Origin of the sequence: Dictyobacter alpinus, from assembly GCF_003967575.1 — a bacterium.
In the GTDB taxonomy this organism is placed as follows: domain Bacteria; phylum Chloroflexota; class Ktedonobacteria; order Ktedonobacterales; family Ktedonobacteraceae; genus Dictyobacter; species Dictyobacter alpinus.
This window is the reverse complement of sequence record NZ_BIFT01000001.1, coordinates 5,123,616-5,139,683: the sequence shown is the minus strand read 5'-3', so window position 1 is coordinate 5,139,683 and position 16,068 is coordinate 5,123,616. Positions and strand designations below refer to the sequence as shown.

At 52.5% G+C, this 16,068-nt stretch carries 14 protein-coding genes; 5 read left to right on the top strand and 9 right to left on the bottom strand.

Annotated features, from left to right (window positions below; genetic code table 11):
• Positions 1-12: 12 nt before the first annotated feature.
• The gene (locus tag EL633_RS20210; RefSeq protein ID WP_126628920.1) at positions 13-906 is read left to right on the top strand and encodes a carbohydrate ABC transporter permease; all 894 of its coding nucleotides are present in this window, start codon (positions 13-15) and stop codon (positions 904-906) included.
• A gap of 58 nt (positions 907-964) precedes the next feature.
• Here EL633_RS20210 and EL633_RS20205 read toward each other — a convergent pair whose 3' ends face one another.
• A complete protein-coding gene (locus EL633_RS20205) occupies positions 965-1,588 on the bottom strand; it encodes a LysE family transporter (RefSeq protein ID WP_126628919.1) in 624 nt (207 codons plus the stop codon).
• A 102-nt stretch (positions 1,589-1,690) separates the two neighbouring features.
• Entirely contained in the window at positions 1,691-2,323 is a 633-nt protein-coding gene (locus EL633_RS20200) for a DUF7010 family protein (protein WP_126628918.1), read from the bottom strand.
• 274 nt (positions 2,324-2,597) lie between these two features.
• Here EL633_RS20200 and EL633_RS20195 point away from each other — a divergent pair, with 274 nt between their 5' ends.
• The gene (locus tag EL633_RS20195; protein WP_126628917.1) at positions 2,598-3,440 is read left to right on the top strand and encodes a DUF5984 family protein; all 843 of its coding nucleotides are present in this window, start codon (positions 2,598-2,600) and stop codon (positions 3,438-3,440) included.
• 463 nt (positions 3,441-3,903) lie between these two features.
• On the opposite strand, the gene EL633_RS20190 is transcribed toward EL633_RS20195, so the two are convergent.
• Entirely contained in the window at positions 3,904-5,136 is a 1,233-nt protein-coding gene (locus tag EL633_RS20190) for an MFS transporter (RefSeq protein WP_246039178.1), read from the bottom strand.
• 318 nt (positions 5,137-5,454) lie between these two features.
• Here EL633_RS20190 and EL633_RS20185 point away from each other — a divergent pair, with 318 nt between their 5' ends.
• Positions 5,455-7,443, top strand: coding sequence for a PAS domain-containing sensor histidine kinase (locus tag EL633_RS20185; RefSeq protein ID WP_126628915.1), 1,989 nt, complete (start codon positions 5,455-5,457; stop codon positions 7,441-7,443).
• A gap of 73 nt (positions 7,444-7,516) precedes the next feature.
• On the opposite strand, the gene EL633_RS20180 is transcribed toward EL633_RS20185, so the two are convergent.
• Together EL633_RS20180 and EL633_RS20175 are read right to left on the bottom strand one after the other, a co-directional pair.
• Positions 7,517-9,112 carry an outer membrane protein assembly factor BamB family protein gene (locus EL633_RS20180; protein WP_161982280.1) on the bottom strand — a complete coding sequence of 532 codons (1,596 nt, stop codon included), beginning with the start codon at positions 9,110-9,112 and terminating at the stop codon, positions 7,517-7,519.
• Positions 9,102-9,662: an RNA polymerase sigma factor gene (locus tag EL633_RS20175; RefSeq protein ID WP_126628913.1), complete on the bottom strand. Its 561-nt coding sequence runs from the start codon at positions 9,660-9,662 to the stop codon at positions 9,102-9,104. Before EL633_RS20175 ends, EL633_RS20180 begins: the two co-directional genes overlap by 11 nt.
• A 315-nt stretch (positions 9,663-9,977) precedes the next feature.
• Between EL633_RS20175 and EL633_RS20170 the strand changes: the two genes are divergently transcribed.
• Positions 9,978-11,225, top strand: coding sequence for a hypothetical protein (locus EL633_RS20170; protein WP_126628912.1), 1,248 nt, complete (start codon positions 9,978-9,980; stop codon positions 11,223-11,225).
• A gap of 680 nt (positions 11,226-11,905) precedes the next feature.
• Here the strand turns inward: EL633_RS20170 and EL633_RS20165 are convergent.
• From EL633_RS20165 to EL633_RS20155, 3 genes are read right to left on the bottom strand one after another with little or no spacing between them, the layout of a single operon-like run.
• Positions 11,906-12,298 carry a hypothetical protein gene (locus EL633_RS20165; protein ID WP_126628911.1) on the bottom strand — a complete coding sequence of 131 codons (393 nt, stop codon included), beginning with the start codon at positions 12,296-12,298 and terminating at the stop codon, positions 11,906-11,908.
• A gap of 34 nt (positions 12,299-12,332) precedes the next feature.
• Positions 12,333-13,166, bottom strand: a complete 834-nt coding sequence (locus tag EL633_RS20160) for a hypothetical protein (RefSeq protein WP_126628910.1) — start codon at positions 13,164-13,166, stop codon at positions 12,333-12,335.
• Positions 13,166-13,726 (bottom strand): RNA polymerase sigma factor, encoded by a 561-nt coding sequence (locus EL633_RS20155; RefSeq protein WP_126628909.1) that lies wholly within the window; start codon positions 13,724-13,726, stop codon positions 13,166-13,168. The genes EL633_RS20160 and EL633_RS20155 overlap by 1 nt, the downstream gene beginning before the upstream one ends.
• A gap of 245 nt (positions 13,727-13,971) precedes the next feature.
• Here EL633_RS20155 and EL633_RS20150 point away from each other — a divergent pair, with 245 nt between their 5' ends.
• Positions 13,972-14,535, top strand: a complete 564-nt coding sequence (locus tag EL633_RS20150; RefSeq protein WP_126628908.1) for a GNAT family N-acetyltransferase — start codon at positions 13,972-13,974, stop codon at positions 14,533-14,535.
• On the opposite strand, the gene EL633_RS20145 is transcribed toward EL633_RS20150, so the two are convergent.
• Entirely contained in the window at positions 14,532-16,004 is a 1,473-nt protein-coding gene (locus EL633_RS20145) for a PstS family phosphate ABC transporter substrate-binding protein (RefSeq protein ID WP_126628907.1), read from the bottom strand. The genes EL633_RS20150 and EL633_RS20145 overlap by 4 nt on opposite strands.
• Between the last annotated feature and the right edge of the window lie 64 nt (positions 16,005-16,068).

The following is a 16,068-nucleotide window of genomic DNA, read 5'->3' as shown; positions in this document are numbered from 1 at the left end:
GAGGAGATCAAGATGACAACTCAAGTTATGGACAAGAAGGTCGTCGAGACCGAAGAGATGGTACGCTATCGCCGCCGCGCCACGCTACAAAAATTTATGCAGACGGCCGGTCCACGCGTTTTCCTGATCATCATGTGCCTTATCTACATCGTGCCATTTTATTGGATGCTGAGTACGGCGCTCAAATCAAACACCGAGCTCGCGGAATTCCCGCCCAGCCTGTTCCCCAAGTCCCTACACTTCGAAAACTTCGCAACCGCGGTCAACACGATTCCCTTTGGCCTCTACTTTAGCAATACCCTGCTCATCACCATTCTGACCATCATCGGATCCGTACTCGCCAATCTGGTCGTGGCCTATGGCTTTGCCTGCATCGAATGGCCGGGACGCGACAAGGTCTTCTACATCGTGCTCGCCACCATGTTCATCCCCTTCCCCATCGCCATCGTGCCCCAATTCGACCTGTTTGCCCGCCTGCACTGGATCAATACCATCCTGCCGCTGGTCGTCCCCCACTTCTTCGCGGGAGCCTTCTTCATCTTCATGCTACGCCAGTTTCTGCTCCAGATCCCCAAAGAACTGATCGAAGCATCCAGAATGGACGGAGCCACCGAACTCCAGATCATGTGGAGCGTCGTCCTCCCGCTCTCGCGGCCCGCGCTGGCCGCCGTCGCCCTCTTCTCAGGTATCAGCGCCTGGAACGACTTCATGGGACCCCTGATCTACCTCCAGGACGACCTCAAGCGCACCCTGGCCGTTGGACTCCAGGTGTTCCGCTCGACCCACGACATCCAATTCAACCTGCTTATGGCCGCCTCCCTGCTCACCGTGCTCCCGCTGATCATCCTCTTCCTCTTCAGCCAGAGCTTCTTCATCAAAGGCGTCACCGTCGGCAGCATCAAGTAAATACAGTAACGGCAGCCCTGGTGGCTGCGCGCGTGCCCTCACGTGCGCAGCCACTTTATTATTTTTCTATAGCGAGGCGGATACCGAGGGCAATGAAGATGCCACCGGTAATATAGTCGAGCCAGCGTTTGGCACGTAGGTAGGCCCGGCTGATGGCTCCGAGGGAAAAGATGCAGGCAACGATACAGAACCAGCTGATAGCAATGACGAGCATCAATATAGCACTCGTAATCAGGACCCAGAGGGGTGGATTGGCAGGCAAGATGACGATAAATAGACTGCTAAAGAAGGCGACCGCCTTTGGATTGCTGATATTGGTGATAAATCCTACCCGCCAGGCGGAGAAACCGGGTGCAGGAGCAAGTTGCTGGGACGATGATACGCTGGCCGGGCGATGCGCGTGCAGGATCGTCTTGATGCCAAGATAGACGAGATAGCACGCGCCAATCGTCCTGATAATCTCAACCAGCCAGCTCATGCGCACAAGTAGCGCTCCTAATCCAACGATACTGCCAACGATCCAGATGGAGATGGCACTGGTCACGCCCAGCGCGACAAGCATGCCATCGCGCCGGGAACGTGTGGTCGCATATTGGACGATGGCGGCAAAGTCTGGACCTGGACTCATAACGGCAAGCAACCAGACGCCCGCGAGCGCGATCAGACTGGGTACATATGACATAGATTCATTCCTCTCGTTCCTGATGATTTTACTTATTGTATCATAGGAAAATCAACCTGTATCCAGCCCGATCGTCGCCCTATAAAGCGATCAGGTTCGCCGCTATTGCACTGCTGCATTGATCGGGGCCAGCACCCTTCTTCCCAAGAGTAAGAGGCCAATAAAACCCACACCCCATAGCACCAGGGCGGCCCCAAAGCCGAGTACAACCCACTGGAGATTGATCTGGTAAGTACCCAGTTGCGCATGCGCAGGTAGTACGAACAATGCGAGCAGACCAAGCACACAGAGTATTGCGCCAACCAGATAGTAGGACTTCATGTGAAAGAGAGGGGCCAGCGGGAAGAAATGCAGACCAACAATGATCGCCATAATAGGAAAGAATAAGTCAAAGCGATGAAGCACTGCATTGCAGATAATACTCGCCATAAAAATCAATATCCCCTCAGCAGCAAAGATAATCATAAACCACATATTCATCCGCTTGCCGCGCTGCTCGTTCGCTTCTGTCGTCTGTTCAGGTAAACTCCGTGCCGAACGGATCAAGGAGAACGCACCGGCAAGCAATCCTAGCGCGATCAACACAACCAGGACCCATGGCCAGATGCCACCCCATCCCTGCAGGCCTCCAATCCCGATAGCGGCCCACAATGTAGAAAAAATCGCCATAAAAATCATGCCAGAAGAAATACCACGTATCGCAGAGCGAGGAATAGCTGCTGTTGTCTGAGCCATAGAAGCATTGATTCCTTTCAACAAATTCCTAATAAATGCAAAATGCACCAGGAATGGTGTTTCTATTAGATATAGTTTTTCTAATACAGACAATAGAATAGTCGTTCCATCATATAAAACTTTCCTCATTTAGTCAATTGATTGATCAAGCAATATTTAGCCATCGATCATTCTACTCTTACTTCTCACACAATCTGCTAAAATAGCATAAATATATATACATAGAGCACAGGAAAAGTTATCCGTAGAGAAAGCAACAGGAGAAGAAAAAACTATGTTCTTTCACTTTCAGCTTCACCCCATTGCGGAAATCAAACCGTGGGGTGGAAAAGAAGAACCGGTATTACATTGGTTCGGGCTCTCAGATGGTTGGTATTGGTTTCAAATTGGTGAGACAGAGATATTCCGCTATAGCAAACCTTTCTTAGCGGCCTACCCGCCTATACCACATCCTCCACGACCATATATAGACTACTATGTCGTGCGTTTATGGGAAGATATCCTGGAGATTGTGCCCGACATCATCGATCCGCTCCCAGCGCCATTGCTACAGCGCATGGAATCCATCGACCAGTGGCTCAACTGGTGCAAAAAAGCGGAAAAGTGGCGGGAAGACGCACGAGAAATGTGTAGTGAAGAGGAGAGCGACGCCAGGGGTGAACTTCTATCCACTGCCCTTGAGTGGTGGTGGAGACGCCACCTCTATACAGGTCCCTTCATCATTACTCCAGGGATGCACTTTTGGAGTGATGGCCAGATAGTCCACTGCCTATGGGACACGCGGCAGGCACAATTCGCAGACGATCAATTCATCTGGGAAGCTATCTATGGTACAAAAGCCATACCTGTAACCACATTTATGGAGGCCGTCACCTCCTTCAACGAGCGCTTCATCGCTGCAATGGCCGAGCGCGTCAACACGGTCCTTACCAACTGGTCTCGTCCAGAGATCACCATAGATTTTGCCCATCTGGCCCGTGAGCATGTTCAGCGCTCAGAACACTTTGCCAGCCGCATGGCCGAGGTTCCAACCAGGGCAAGAACAGCAACAGCGTGGGAACAGTGCTTAGAAGCTATCAAAGTTATTGAAAATGATACCGCTTTTCAACAAGAATGATGAGGTGAAAGCAAGAGCTTCAGGGTGCCATTCATTTTTTGCAACGGTATACGTCCCATGGAAAAGACCACGTAGTTACGACCCTGAGCGGTCGTAACTACGTGGGCTTGCTCGTGATGAGGGAAGGAATCGCTGGGGTATGTATGGGGTTTCTTCTCATGGTTGCGCTTGCAAAATAATGCATGCCACCCGCTCTTTCCTGCACGGTTGACAAGCCCGGGCCTTCTGTTTACAATATTGGTAGGCGGCTCATAAGATGTTACCTCATGGGGAACATGAGATTTGTATCCCCAAAAGAGTCTTGTAGGAGCCGCCACCAGCATATATTTATCCCCACTCAACCTTCTCCCTGTAGGACTCTCCGCGTTTCACACTACCTGTCTGTTCATGGATGCGCTTCAACACGATTACGGGTTTAAGAGATATTTCTGACGTGGGCGGTTTGCAGGAGCAAGACCTGCTGCTACGAGCGCTGCTTCCACCATGTCCAGCTACATGCGATGGCCAGGAGGCTGAGGAGGGCGCCGATGAGCAGGGCGGTAGGGGCACCGGAGGTTTGGGAGAGCCAGCCCATGAGGAGATAGCCCAGGGGGAGGCTGCCGTCGAAGAGCAGGACCTGGACTCCGGTGACGCGTCCGTTGAGGTGGTCGGGGGTGATGGTTTGTAAGGTGGACATGGACTGCATGGCGAAGAGTTCTTCGCTGAAGCCAATGCTGGCAATGAGGAGCAGGGAGAGCAGGTAGATGTTTGAGTAGGAGAAGATAATCTCCAGTAGACTGAAGATGAGCATGATCAGCATAACGCCGCGTATCGTTGAGCGTCGGTTGCTCCAGGCCAGCCAGATAGCGGCGAGGAGGGCGCCAATGCCGGTGGCGGCTGATAAGAAGCCGAAACCACGGGCACCTGTATGCAGCAGGTTGGTAGCGATAGGTAACAACAGAACGCCAAAGTTCGAGCCAAAGAGCAGGACCAGTCCGACGGCCATGGTGAGCATCAGGATTTCCGGTGTGTGCCGAACGTAGGCTAGTCCCTGGCATAGACTATTCCAGGTGCTTTGTTGGTCGGCCCCGCTTTTATCCTGGGACACCGAAACATGTAATTCATGGCTCCTGATCAAGCTCAGGCTGACAATGATCGGCAGAAAACTGAGGGCGTTAAGCAAAAAAAGCACGGTGACATCGGTGGCGGCGATGATCAGTCCTCCCAGCGCCGGACCGACGATGCGTGCCAGACTGGAAAAAGAAGAGTTCAGGGCATAGGCGTTGGGCAGATCTTCACGGCCAACCATCTCGATGATAAATGAGCGACTGACCGGCTTGCCCAGGCTATTGGTGAGTCCTGATAACAGGACCAGCAGATAGAGCTGCCAGAGTTGGAGCATGCCGGTAACGATGAGTATCCAGAGGAGTAAAGACTGGCCCATGGCCGCGTATTGGGTGAAAAGCAGGATGCGCCGTTTAGGCCAGCGGTCAGCAAAGACACCACCAAAAATCGAGAAAAACAGGATCGGTAGGGCCTGGAGCGCTCCTACCAGGCCGATCTGCCAGGCGCTATGGGTTAGTTCCCACACCAGCCAGCTCTGCCCAATGCTTTGCATCATCGCGCCCAATAGCGAGATAATCTGGCCGGACCAGAATAGCCTGAAATTACGTTGCCGTAACGAGATAAATGCCCGCCGCCAACCAATTCTCACCACAATTGTTTCCCATACCTCTCTATACTATATTGAAGTATCTGCGATCTGTTTTGCATTCTAAGTTTAATCGTCAGTATATAGGAGGCATAGACAAAAAACACCGTCCCAAAGCACGATGTCCTGCACTTGACAAAAATGCTATAATTAAAATGAGAAATAAGGGTTCTAGCTATCAAAAATGCGCATGATTTTCTACTATTTATAAAACTCATATCAATATTTTATACTACTTGCATAAATGCTACTTTTTGTGTATCGTCTACTGAGTAGTTATATCCAACGATCCGACCGCTAGAAAATCCCAGAGGAATTTTACCTATGATGCAACAGCCTCCAGATGGAATGCCCGCCACATCTATCGAGACCAGCGAGCAGTTCTCTCGCGAGGTTACCGGTCACGAGTCAGGCAAAAACCTCATGAGCCTGCTGGATACATTGGGCGCGGCCGTCTCGACCATTGATAGGCAGTGGCGCTACACCTATGTGAATCCCCTGGCGGCTGCGCTGCTTGGACGACCACAGCAGGCCTTGCTCGGACAATTGGTATGGGATCTCCTTCCAGAGACGATCGCAGACTGCTTTGCTACCGAGGCGCGTCTCGCCAGCCAGGAAAACACAGTCAGGCAGTTTGAAGGCTGGTACCCGGCCCTGAATTGTTGGTTTGAGAGCCGCATCTATCCCTCACCGGCCGGCATCTTGGTTGTTTCCCAGGATATCAGCGCACAAAAAAAGAACGAACTCAGTGCAACCTTCTTAGCCGATGTGGAGGAACAGTTCAGTCCCCTCTCACCTTCACAGAATATCCTCCAGTCTGCTCAGTGGCTTGAACATGCCCAGGCCAGAGAGAGTGAGGCGCGCTTCCGCACGCTGGCTGATAATATTTCCCAGTTAGCCTGGATGGCCGATCAGAGCGGCTGGATCTTCTGGTACAATCAGCGCTGGTATGACTATACCGGCACCACTTTGCAAGAGATGCAGGGCTGGGGCTGGCAGAAAGTGCATCATCCTGATCATGTACAGCGGGTCAGAGAGAAATTTCGTCACTATTTGGCCATAGGAGAAATCTGGGAAGATACCTTCCCGCTCCGTGGGAAAGATGGGGAGTATCGCTGGTTTCTGTCGCGTGCGATTCCACTTAAAGATGAAAAGGGCCGGGTGCTACGCTGGTTTGGCACCAACACTGATGTGACGGAACAATGGCAGGCTGAAGAGGCCCTGCGCCAGCTCACCATGCAGCAAGAAGCAACGCTAGCGCAACTGGATTCACTCTTACAACATGCGCCCGTTGGCATGGCTTTTTTTGATCTTCAACATCGCTATCTACGCATCAATGACTTTCTTGCAGACATTAATGGCGTTCCCACCCATGAGCACATCGGCAAAACGGTCAAAGAGGTGCTGCCAGACCTTGCCACCTTTATTGATGTTATTCTTGATGACATCGTAAAAACACACCAGCCATTCATGAATCTGGAAGTGGTGGGGAAGACACCAAAAGTGCCCGGCATCACACGCTACTGGCTCACCTGCTATTATCCTGTCATGGATAAGGCCAATCGAGAGGTTGAATCGATTGGTGCCATCATTATGGAGATTAGCGATCGCAAGAAAATGGAGCAGCAGAAGGACGAGTTTATTGGGGTCGCCAGCCATGAATTAAAAACTCCGGTCACCAGTCTGAAAGCCTATGCCCAGTTGTTGGAACGCCGTTTCCGTAAGGACGGCGATACGCATGCAGCCAGCTTGCTCCAGAAAATGGGTCTGCAACTCAATAAACTGACGACCCTGGTTGAAGAACTCTTGGATGTCACGAAGATTGAGAATGGACAGCTACAGCTCCATTTTTCCTCGTTTGATAGCAATACGCTCATCAACGAAGTGGTCGAAGAGACCCAGCGCGTGGCAACCAGACAACGTATCGTGCGGGACCTCACGGACTCCGTCACCCTCATGGCGGATCGGGACCGCATCGGACAGGTGCTGACCAATCTACTGACCAACGCCATCAAGTACTCACCACAGGCGGATACCATACTGGTGCATACCGTATGCGCCGAGGACAAGTTGATTATCTCGGTACGCGATTTTGGCATCGGCATTGCCAAAGAGAAACAGTCAAAGCTCTTTGAGCGCTTCTTCCGCGTCGAAGGCGAGAGCCAGCTCACCTATCCCGGACTGGGATTAGGCCTGTACATCTCAGCCGAATTTGTGAAGCGCCATCACGGCTCGATCTGGATCGAGAGCGAACCGGGCCAGGGGACAACCGTCTCATTTTCACTACCACTATCCCTCCCAGACCAGCCCTGAACAGCAATGACGAAGAAAGAGTCGGCCAGTTCGTGATGAACTGGCCTCTCTTTTGAGCCATGTTGCTACTGGTTTACGCCACCGCAGTCATCGACACGATCTGCGTATGGTCCGCTTCCCAGGCCAGGGTGCCATCCAACTTATACGCATAGAGCTTGCCAGTATTGGAAGTGATGCCAAAGACTGCGACATACACCTGATCATTTACCACAACCGGATTGATCGCCAGCCCAAACATAAGGGGCTTCTTCCATTTAAGCTGGCCGGTACTGGCATCCAGGGCCGTTATGGTACAACTCTTTCCTTGTGGTCCGCTATAAGTTGGTGCATAGATAACGCCATTGGCTATCGCAGGTGCCGCCGACGCATTCCCATCAATTTCACGACTCCAGTCAGGTTTGCCATTCTGGATATTGTAGGCATACATAATACCACCAAACGCATGCAAATTACCGTCGACGAAATGCATCAGGCCAAAGTATAATTTCTGATTGCTCACCGTCATATCGTACACCTGATTGGAAAGCTCATTGGTGCTCCATAGATTCGCGCCAGTCTGCGCATGATACGCCCTGATAAATGATCGCATCACCCCGCTCTCTTTGCTGGTGTAGTTGAAGGCGACATAGACAACACCATTCACGATCTGGGGACGCGTCACAATAAACGGGTTACCAACGTTTATCTGATCCTGCCAGGCAATCTTACCATCATGTGCATTCATCACATACAATCCCCGACTGGTGCCCATATATAAGTTGCCTGCATACCAGGTCATAGTTATGCTGGCGAAGGAGAAGGTATAGCTTTTCTTGATGCTGCCTTTGCTCGCATCTAAAGCATAGATCGCTGACTTGTCGGTAGGAGTATTCACGACAAGCGTACTGACATAGACCGTACCATCAGCAACGATCATGTCCTGTGGCTCTCGATCAGGCAGGCTCTTGTGCCAGAAGACCGCGCCAGTCTGCGCATTGAGGGCCACGACACGTTGCTCATAGGCACCAGCCGGATCAAGGATGTTGGCAAGCAACACAAAAACCGTGTTACCAAGCGGGACAATACGATACACCTTCTGATATTCCGTCTTGACACCGGTAGCACTTTTTATGTCGTAGCGCCAGATGATTTTTCCCGTCAGAGGATCGTTCTTGGTCAGATACTGATCATCGCCAACGTAGACGCCGGAGACAGTCTTTACCTGAAGATTGGGTGCGTTGACGACCGGTGCTGTTGGTCGCGGCGGCGGGCTGATAGTACTCTTATGATGCGATCCACCCGTAATATTCAGGAAAGCGATCAGGCTTCCGACCAGGAGGGCCGCAACGAGTACGGCAGCGATCAGACCAAACCAGCGTGTCAAAACCAGCCTAGAGTTAGTCCCCTTGCGTTGCGTATGCTGGCCTTGCACATATCGAAACCTTTCAAGGTGTGGTGATGATGTATCATGGTGAGAAACATTGTTCAACCAGGGCCGCTCCCCAAAACCCGTATCGGTACCCAGGTCCAGACGCTGCCAGACGCGCTCAAGTGACTGGAGATCGCTCTGGTAAAGGGCCTGTAACTCACGGGCGGTGCGCGCTTCCGGACCAGGAGTAGCGTTGCCTTGCAGCAACCCATCAACCTGCTCATCTACAATTCCCGGATTAAAGTATTCTTTATCTGCCATCGTGTGATTCCTCCCCATCCTTGCTGTAGATACCCCGCAAAGTGTTAAGAGCGCGCGAGAGCATAACCCGCACGGCCGCCTCACTCTTATTGACCAGTGTGGCGATTTCGGGACTACGCAGGCCATGGGCAAAACGCAAACGCACAATCTCCTGCTGCACCTCCGAAAGCGTCTGTAGACGCGCGCGAACCAGGGCATGCGCCTCATTACGCAGAACCGCGAACTCAGGCATATCCTCCTCCGCGTCAAACAAATCCCCCTCCACCTCTTCTAATTTGGAATGGACACGATGTTTCGCGCGCCGATGATAATCCATGACCTTGTTATGCGCGACGCTCCAGAGCCAGCCGCGCCGCTTATGTTCATTCAGGCCGCTCAAGACCGGACTCTCAAGCGCCACCGTAAAAACTTCCAATAAAATATCCTCTGCATCCTCCTGAGAAAGGACATTTCGACGTATGTACATCAACATGTTTGGTGCATAGCACGCATATAATTCAGCGACCAGGATCCTATGCTCCTGCTTCGACGGTTGTTTAAACAATTGCATCTGCATCCTCTGCAATTTTCTATTATTGAGATCTCATCATCTTCGTCGTATGACAACGAAAAAGTGTTACATGTTGGTACTCGCATGGTGATCCAAGCCAAAAGTACGCGCTAGATAATGCATAGCGTTATAATTTTCCTGGAACACTTCAAGCTTTTCCTGAATCCACAAACTTTTACGCACTTGAAGTTAAAAATAATTAGAATACGCGTCCATATATATAGATAAATCATCTATCTGAATATCTGGCTATTATTGTGTTATAAGTAAATTTTTGCGCACAGCTTCGATAGCACTGGTCTGAAAGTATAAAGTATGAGTAAAGGTAATCAATTTCTGGCGATTGGTAGCCTGGTAGTGATCCTGCTGATCGTTATATGGATGGTGGTATGGCAATATGTTAAGCGTGAGCAGAGCAGTTCCGGACCTCTGATCACGCAAAATACGTGTAGCTATAACTGGAAACAGATGCCTCTGGATGTCGCGAAGAATGTCCGGATCAGCCTCCAGGGGGTTGTGGCCATCTCGTCAAAAGATATCTGGGTAGTAGGAAATGCCGGGATCAAGCATTGGAATGGTACCCAATGGCAACCGGTGCTGGATGAGGCTGTCCAACAAGGAACATGGACCGGCATTACGGCCCGTTCCGCCCATGATATCTGGACTATCGGGCAGGGGCCCGCTGGCCGACCCCAGGCCGCGCACTGGAATGGGAAAAGCTGGAAATTAACGACGATATCCATAAAATCGGCCGATATCGTCAAGCCCACCGGAATCACGGCGATCACAGCTAAAAATGCCTGGATCGTTGGTTCAAGCCAATCCGGGCCGAATCAACAAGAAACAAACCATACACTGATACTGCACTGGAATGGCAGAAGCTGGCTTGAGGTCGCAGGCGCACAAATTCCAGCCGGCAACGATGCAAAACTCACAGGAATCTCAGCCGTTTCGGCAAAAGATATCTGGATTGTCGGCAACCTCGTAAACACCACAACCCACGCCCCAAAACCATTGATTGAGCACTGGAACGGCCGCAATTGGCAACTAATCCCCTCGTCAGAGGATCATCCTTCCTACCATACCGTAAGGCTCAACGCGGTAACGGCGGTCTCCAGCCACGATGTCTGGCTTGTCGGCTCAGGCTTTTTCAGCGGTGATAGAACCGTACGTGGCACCTCTGGCCTCATTCAGCACTGGGACGGAAAAATATGGAGCTATACTAAGATCAGCATACCCGAGAGCCGCTCCAATATGCTGGCCTCCATTAAAGCCATCTCCCCCACCAATGTCTGGGCGGCCGGCAGCTTCGTAAATCCCAATAGCCGCCTGAGTGGTGCCTATATGCAGCACTGGGATGGCCAAAAGTGGAACATAATCACCTGGCCCCGTATCTATGGCCAGCTCGCAAACAACACCTCGGTCAGCATCACCGATATATCCGGCACACCCGACGGACAGATCATAGCCGTTGGAGCATCAGTGGTCTTCACGCAGAATCCCCCCATTGGAGATGCCGCGCGCAATCCCACCCAACCATTTATCCTGGCAAGCTGCCATTGACCCAACGACGCCTACTCGGCATAGGTGCTTCACCGCACCTATGTCAGGTGGGCGCCACACGCAAGGCCCAATACGTTTCGGTTCAGCGCTTTTGTAGTTGCGAAAGATGCGGCGTAAAAAATCCACGCATCGTATGGCGCGTAACGCCACATGTACGCCAGACAAATCACATAGCAACATTTTCTATCCGATCACAATCATGGGTAGCGATCCAACCTTGGATGGGACAACAAGAGAAGCCAGCATTGCGTACGTGGAGTGGCGCCACACGCAAGGCCGGCATGCGGCATGATCAACGGCGAAACGTGTTAAAAAAGCATCGCATGCCTGTGGCGCCTACACGAATCATGGTTCTTCAGCCATGATCAATCAGGAACGTTGAAGCACACTATCATGCTTCTTGATCCTCTCCATTAAAGGACGCACCTGGATGGACGAACATGCCCCGCCAAACGTTCCTCCTCACCTCGGTAACATCCACCGTGATTCGTGTAGGCGCCACAGCACTGCGTCTCGTTTATGCACGTTGGCCCACGCAAACTCAGCAGTGCGGCCTTGCGTGTGGCGCCACTCCACGTACGTAAAGCTGGCTCATGACACCCACTCCACGTACACAACGCCACGCCATAAAGTCACCTCTCGCTTCGGGGAGACGTTTTGGCTGCAAGGGTCGAGGCGACTCATGGGACGGCGCGCATGTCGTAGACTTCGAGGGCACGGGTAAAGGTACGGCGGTAGATGTAGATTTCGTTAATGCGCTGGTGCAGGGGCAAGACCAGGTACTCAACGGCGTCTGGCGTGGTTTGTGGGAGGGCGCTAAGGGTGCCGTGTTTGCTGATATGTAGCGTCAGGTCCTGCTCGGGTTCAATTGGACCCAGGCGATGATAACCATGATGAAGCATCCAGGCCACAGACGTGGTGTTATGGAGGATAAGCTGGTCATTGTCGCTGTCCAGGTCGAGTCCGATACGGGACCGGGACCAGGGCCACCAGCGATTACGCCAGCGTCTGGGCCGGGTCTCAGGTAAACGAACAGGCGGATCTTCGATCTCGGGGATAGAGGTAACTGGCACGGTGTTTCTCCTTCCTGGGATGGTAGTAACGCGCTTATTTTGATAAGGGCTGCAATGGACTGCGATCATGGGCACGTCCATTGGATGGGACGAAAGGCATACAAATGCGCCTGGCCCGGGTGGTCAGAGAGGGCGTGCTCCAGCCTGGACGCCTGGGATGCTGGCTGCGGGTGGCGAGTCCATGCAGTCCCCGACAGGTGCGCTCCCGGCCTAGCCAGCGCGCCACCAGCGCGTCAGCTTGATAGGTCAGGCGGTGTTGATAGCTGGACAGCAATACAACGGCGCAGACAGTGATAAGCAGCGGTAAGATACTCCAGGCAAACTGCCTGTGCCAGACAAGGATGATCGTGGATAGCAAGCCTGCGCTGCCCAGCAAGATGAGCAACCAGGAGATAAGCTGGTTCAGGGGCCTGAGGCTGAGCAGATAACGCGCCAGCCCACTGGCCAGCAGGACATCCAGCTCGACCTGATCAAGGATCCTTTCACGACCACGGACGGCGTTCAGCTGGATCACACGCGGCCAGAGCAGCGCCACACGTACGCGTGGTAGATCACCACGGCGCCTGAGCCTATAACGCAATCGCGGATCTGGCCACCTCTGCCTTATGTGGGCGCCACGCGCAATCTCCGTATAGGACTCCTGCACATATACAGGAATCCTACGGACCGGACGACGAGCACGCTCCGGCCAGGACGGAATATGTAACCGTACACGCCGCCTTCGCTGCAATTGCTCGCGCACATTCATCCAGGCCGCTGGCGCTAAGGGTTGCTCAGGCAATAGAGGACCATAATATACTGATAGCAACTGCTCTACATCCTCGTCTGGCTGCTGCTGCTCCGACGGCTTGCGAAAAGAATCAGACATCACAGACCTCCTCCTCTTGTATCCACTAAATGCTGACGCAACAGCTCACGGGCACGATTCAAACGCGATTTCACGGTCCCGATCGGCCAATCCAGCACACGCGCAATGTCCAGCTCGGTCAGGTCCGCACCATAGCGCAGAGCAATTACGCGGCGCTGCTCAGCATTCAGACATGCCAGCGCCTGCCGCACCTCCTCTCGCTGCGCCACCAGTTCCTGCATATCGCGCTGCCCATCACCATAGACCGCCTCCTGCGCCATCACATCATCCAACGAGACCGGACGCAAATGGACCCGCTGCTTCTCCATTACATCCAGGGCATGGCGATACAGGATACGCATCAGCCAGGGACGAAATGGACTGTCCGCATGAAAACGCGGCAGACCACGCCAGGCCAGCAAAAATGCGCCCTGCGTAATCTCCTCAGCCAGCGAACCCTGATGGCACATCCTCAGTGCGGCCGCCATCGCCACACCATGATGCAGTTCCCACAACTGCTGAAACGCCACCTGATCCCCCCCGATCGCTCGTTCCACGAGGTCCGTTTCGCAAATAGACACGCCATACCTCCCTTCTCGTTTATATATACAGCAATAGCGGCACAAAAGGTTCCGCCTTTTTCACGAGTTGGAAAAAGAGCCATAACCACCAGGACCGAGACGCTCTGCTAATTGCATTTCGTCGGCCAGAGTTCGCGTGCTATAATGTTGAGCCATAGCGTATATTTCAAGATGCAGCGCTATTATCATAAAGAGATACGTCGACTCTATTGAACATGAGGGCCTGACGAGGGGAAATCAGAACAATGGCTTTAGCAACATGGTGGCAAGGCGATCCATTACCCGAGCTCGCCCCCCTGCCAGAATTTTCTGCCCGGATGGCAACCGATCGGGCGGCCCTGGCAAACCTATGTCATAGTACAGAGGAAAAGATAGCGCAACGTATTCAGACAGGGAGCCAACCATATATCGCCTATATGGGAAACATCGCTGCAGCTTATGGCTGGGTGGCGGCTCACTTTGGGGAGGTCACAGAGATCGGATTGCGCTTCCAGGTGCCGGTTCGACAACGCTATCTGTGGGACTTCGAGACGCTGCTCCCATGGCGGGGACATGGCATCTATCCGCGCTTATTGCAGGCCATCATCCACCAGCAGCCTCCAGAGATCGAGCGTTTCTGGATCCTCTACCAGCCCGGCAACAGGTCCTCTGAAATAGGCATCCATAAAGCCGGCTTTCAATCCATACTCGACTTCAGCATCGAGGAACGAGGCTTCCTCGGCTATGCCCTTAACAACGCTCCACGGGCCAGAGAGGGAGCTGAGTTTCTCCAGATCCCCCTTGTTTCTCGCACAGAGGAGACCTGCTAACGATGTTTCTCTAATACATCCGGATTAATAGCATCATAATTCAAGTAGAATTTTTCGTCTTTTACGCGTTTCTGGACATAGGAGATAAAGGATTTTACCAGTGCGCCCGGATCTTTGCGCGTATACATATACTCGACCGCCCAGAAACTATAGGCATCATTCTTTATACTATCCAGCGTGGGCTCTGCATTATTCATTTTGAGCAGCTTAATTTTGGCCGCCGACACATTATCCTGGGCCGTCTTCAGGTCCACATAGCCGATCGCACCCTTTGTTTTTGCCACCGTATCCTGTACCTGGCCGGTTGTATCTACTTCAAGGATATCGCGGCGCAGCACCACATTAACACCGATCACATGCTGCTCAAAGGCGGTTCGAGTGCCCGAGGATTGTGAGGCACGACCCACAACCTGAACCTTCAGATCAGGACCGCCAACTTTATTCCAATTGGTAATTGATCCATCATAGAGACCGCGCAGCTGGTCCTTAGTCAGGTTATCCACTTTCTCCACACTGGCATTCACGATCAAGACAAACGGGATAATACCGATAGCATTGGCATCCAGATCGATCTGGGCGGCCTGATTGGCCCTGGAAACCGGCAGTTCCGAATTGGCGATCTGGATCTTATTCTCCTTGAGATCGCTCAGGCCCTTGCCACTGCTATCATCCTGAATCGTGATCGTGGCCACGGGACAGGTAACCTGGTAGTCTTTAGCCGCCGCCCGGGCCGTGTCGGCAAAGGCGCTGGAGCCACCAGCCGAGATCGAACCAGGCGCGCAATCGCCACGCACAAAGGCTGAGATCGGCGAGATCGCCTGCGCCAATAAAAGTCCTGCAATGAAGAGACCACCACCGGCCAGCAAGCGGCGACGCGTCCAGAAACGCTGCATTGGCCGCGCCTCCACGATCGATCCCCCGGTAATGCGGCCCGTCACCCGTAGCGGGATACGGCGACGAATCAGGATCTTCATCGTAATCGAGTCACGCGGATTCAGCATCAGCGGCGTCAACTCTACATAGCGCTGCTGCGCCTGATCAATGCTAAGAGCATGCTGCCAATCATCCTCATCAATCAAGCCCACCGGATTCGTCGCCTGGATACCACAGCGCAGCACGCTCTCCGGCTCAAATTCAAAACGCAACTTAAAAATCTCGTTCACATCAATTGGTGCATTCCCAATATGGGTCAACTGAATCACCAATATACGCGCATCCTGCACCTCCTCACCATCATCCAACGTCACCGTAATACGCTCACCAAAATCCTTCACCACATTCACAATCGAAGCATTGGAGAGCACCTCATAACTGAGCACCTTCTTCTGCTTACCACGCAGATAGAACCAGACGCTCAAAGCCAGACTGATCAGCGCCACCAGCAAAGAAATGACCCCAATCCAGAACTGTCCCTGCGGTTGGGTCGGATCCAATGAAAGAAGATTCATCGGCGAACTCAAAAAAATCACAGCGTGCAATCCTCTCAATACATACACTCACGTCTATTTAACGCTTACATAACATTTACATAAT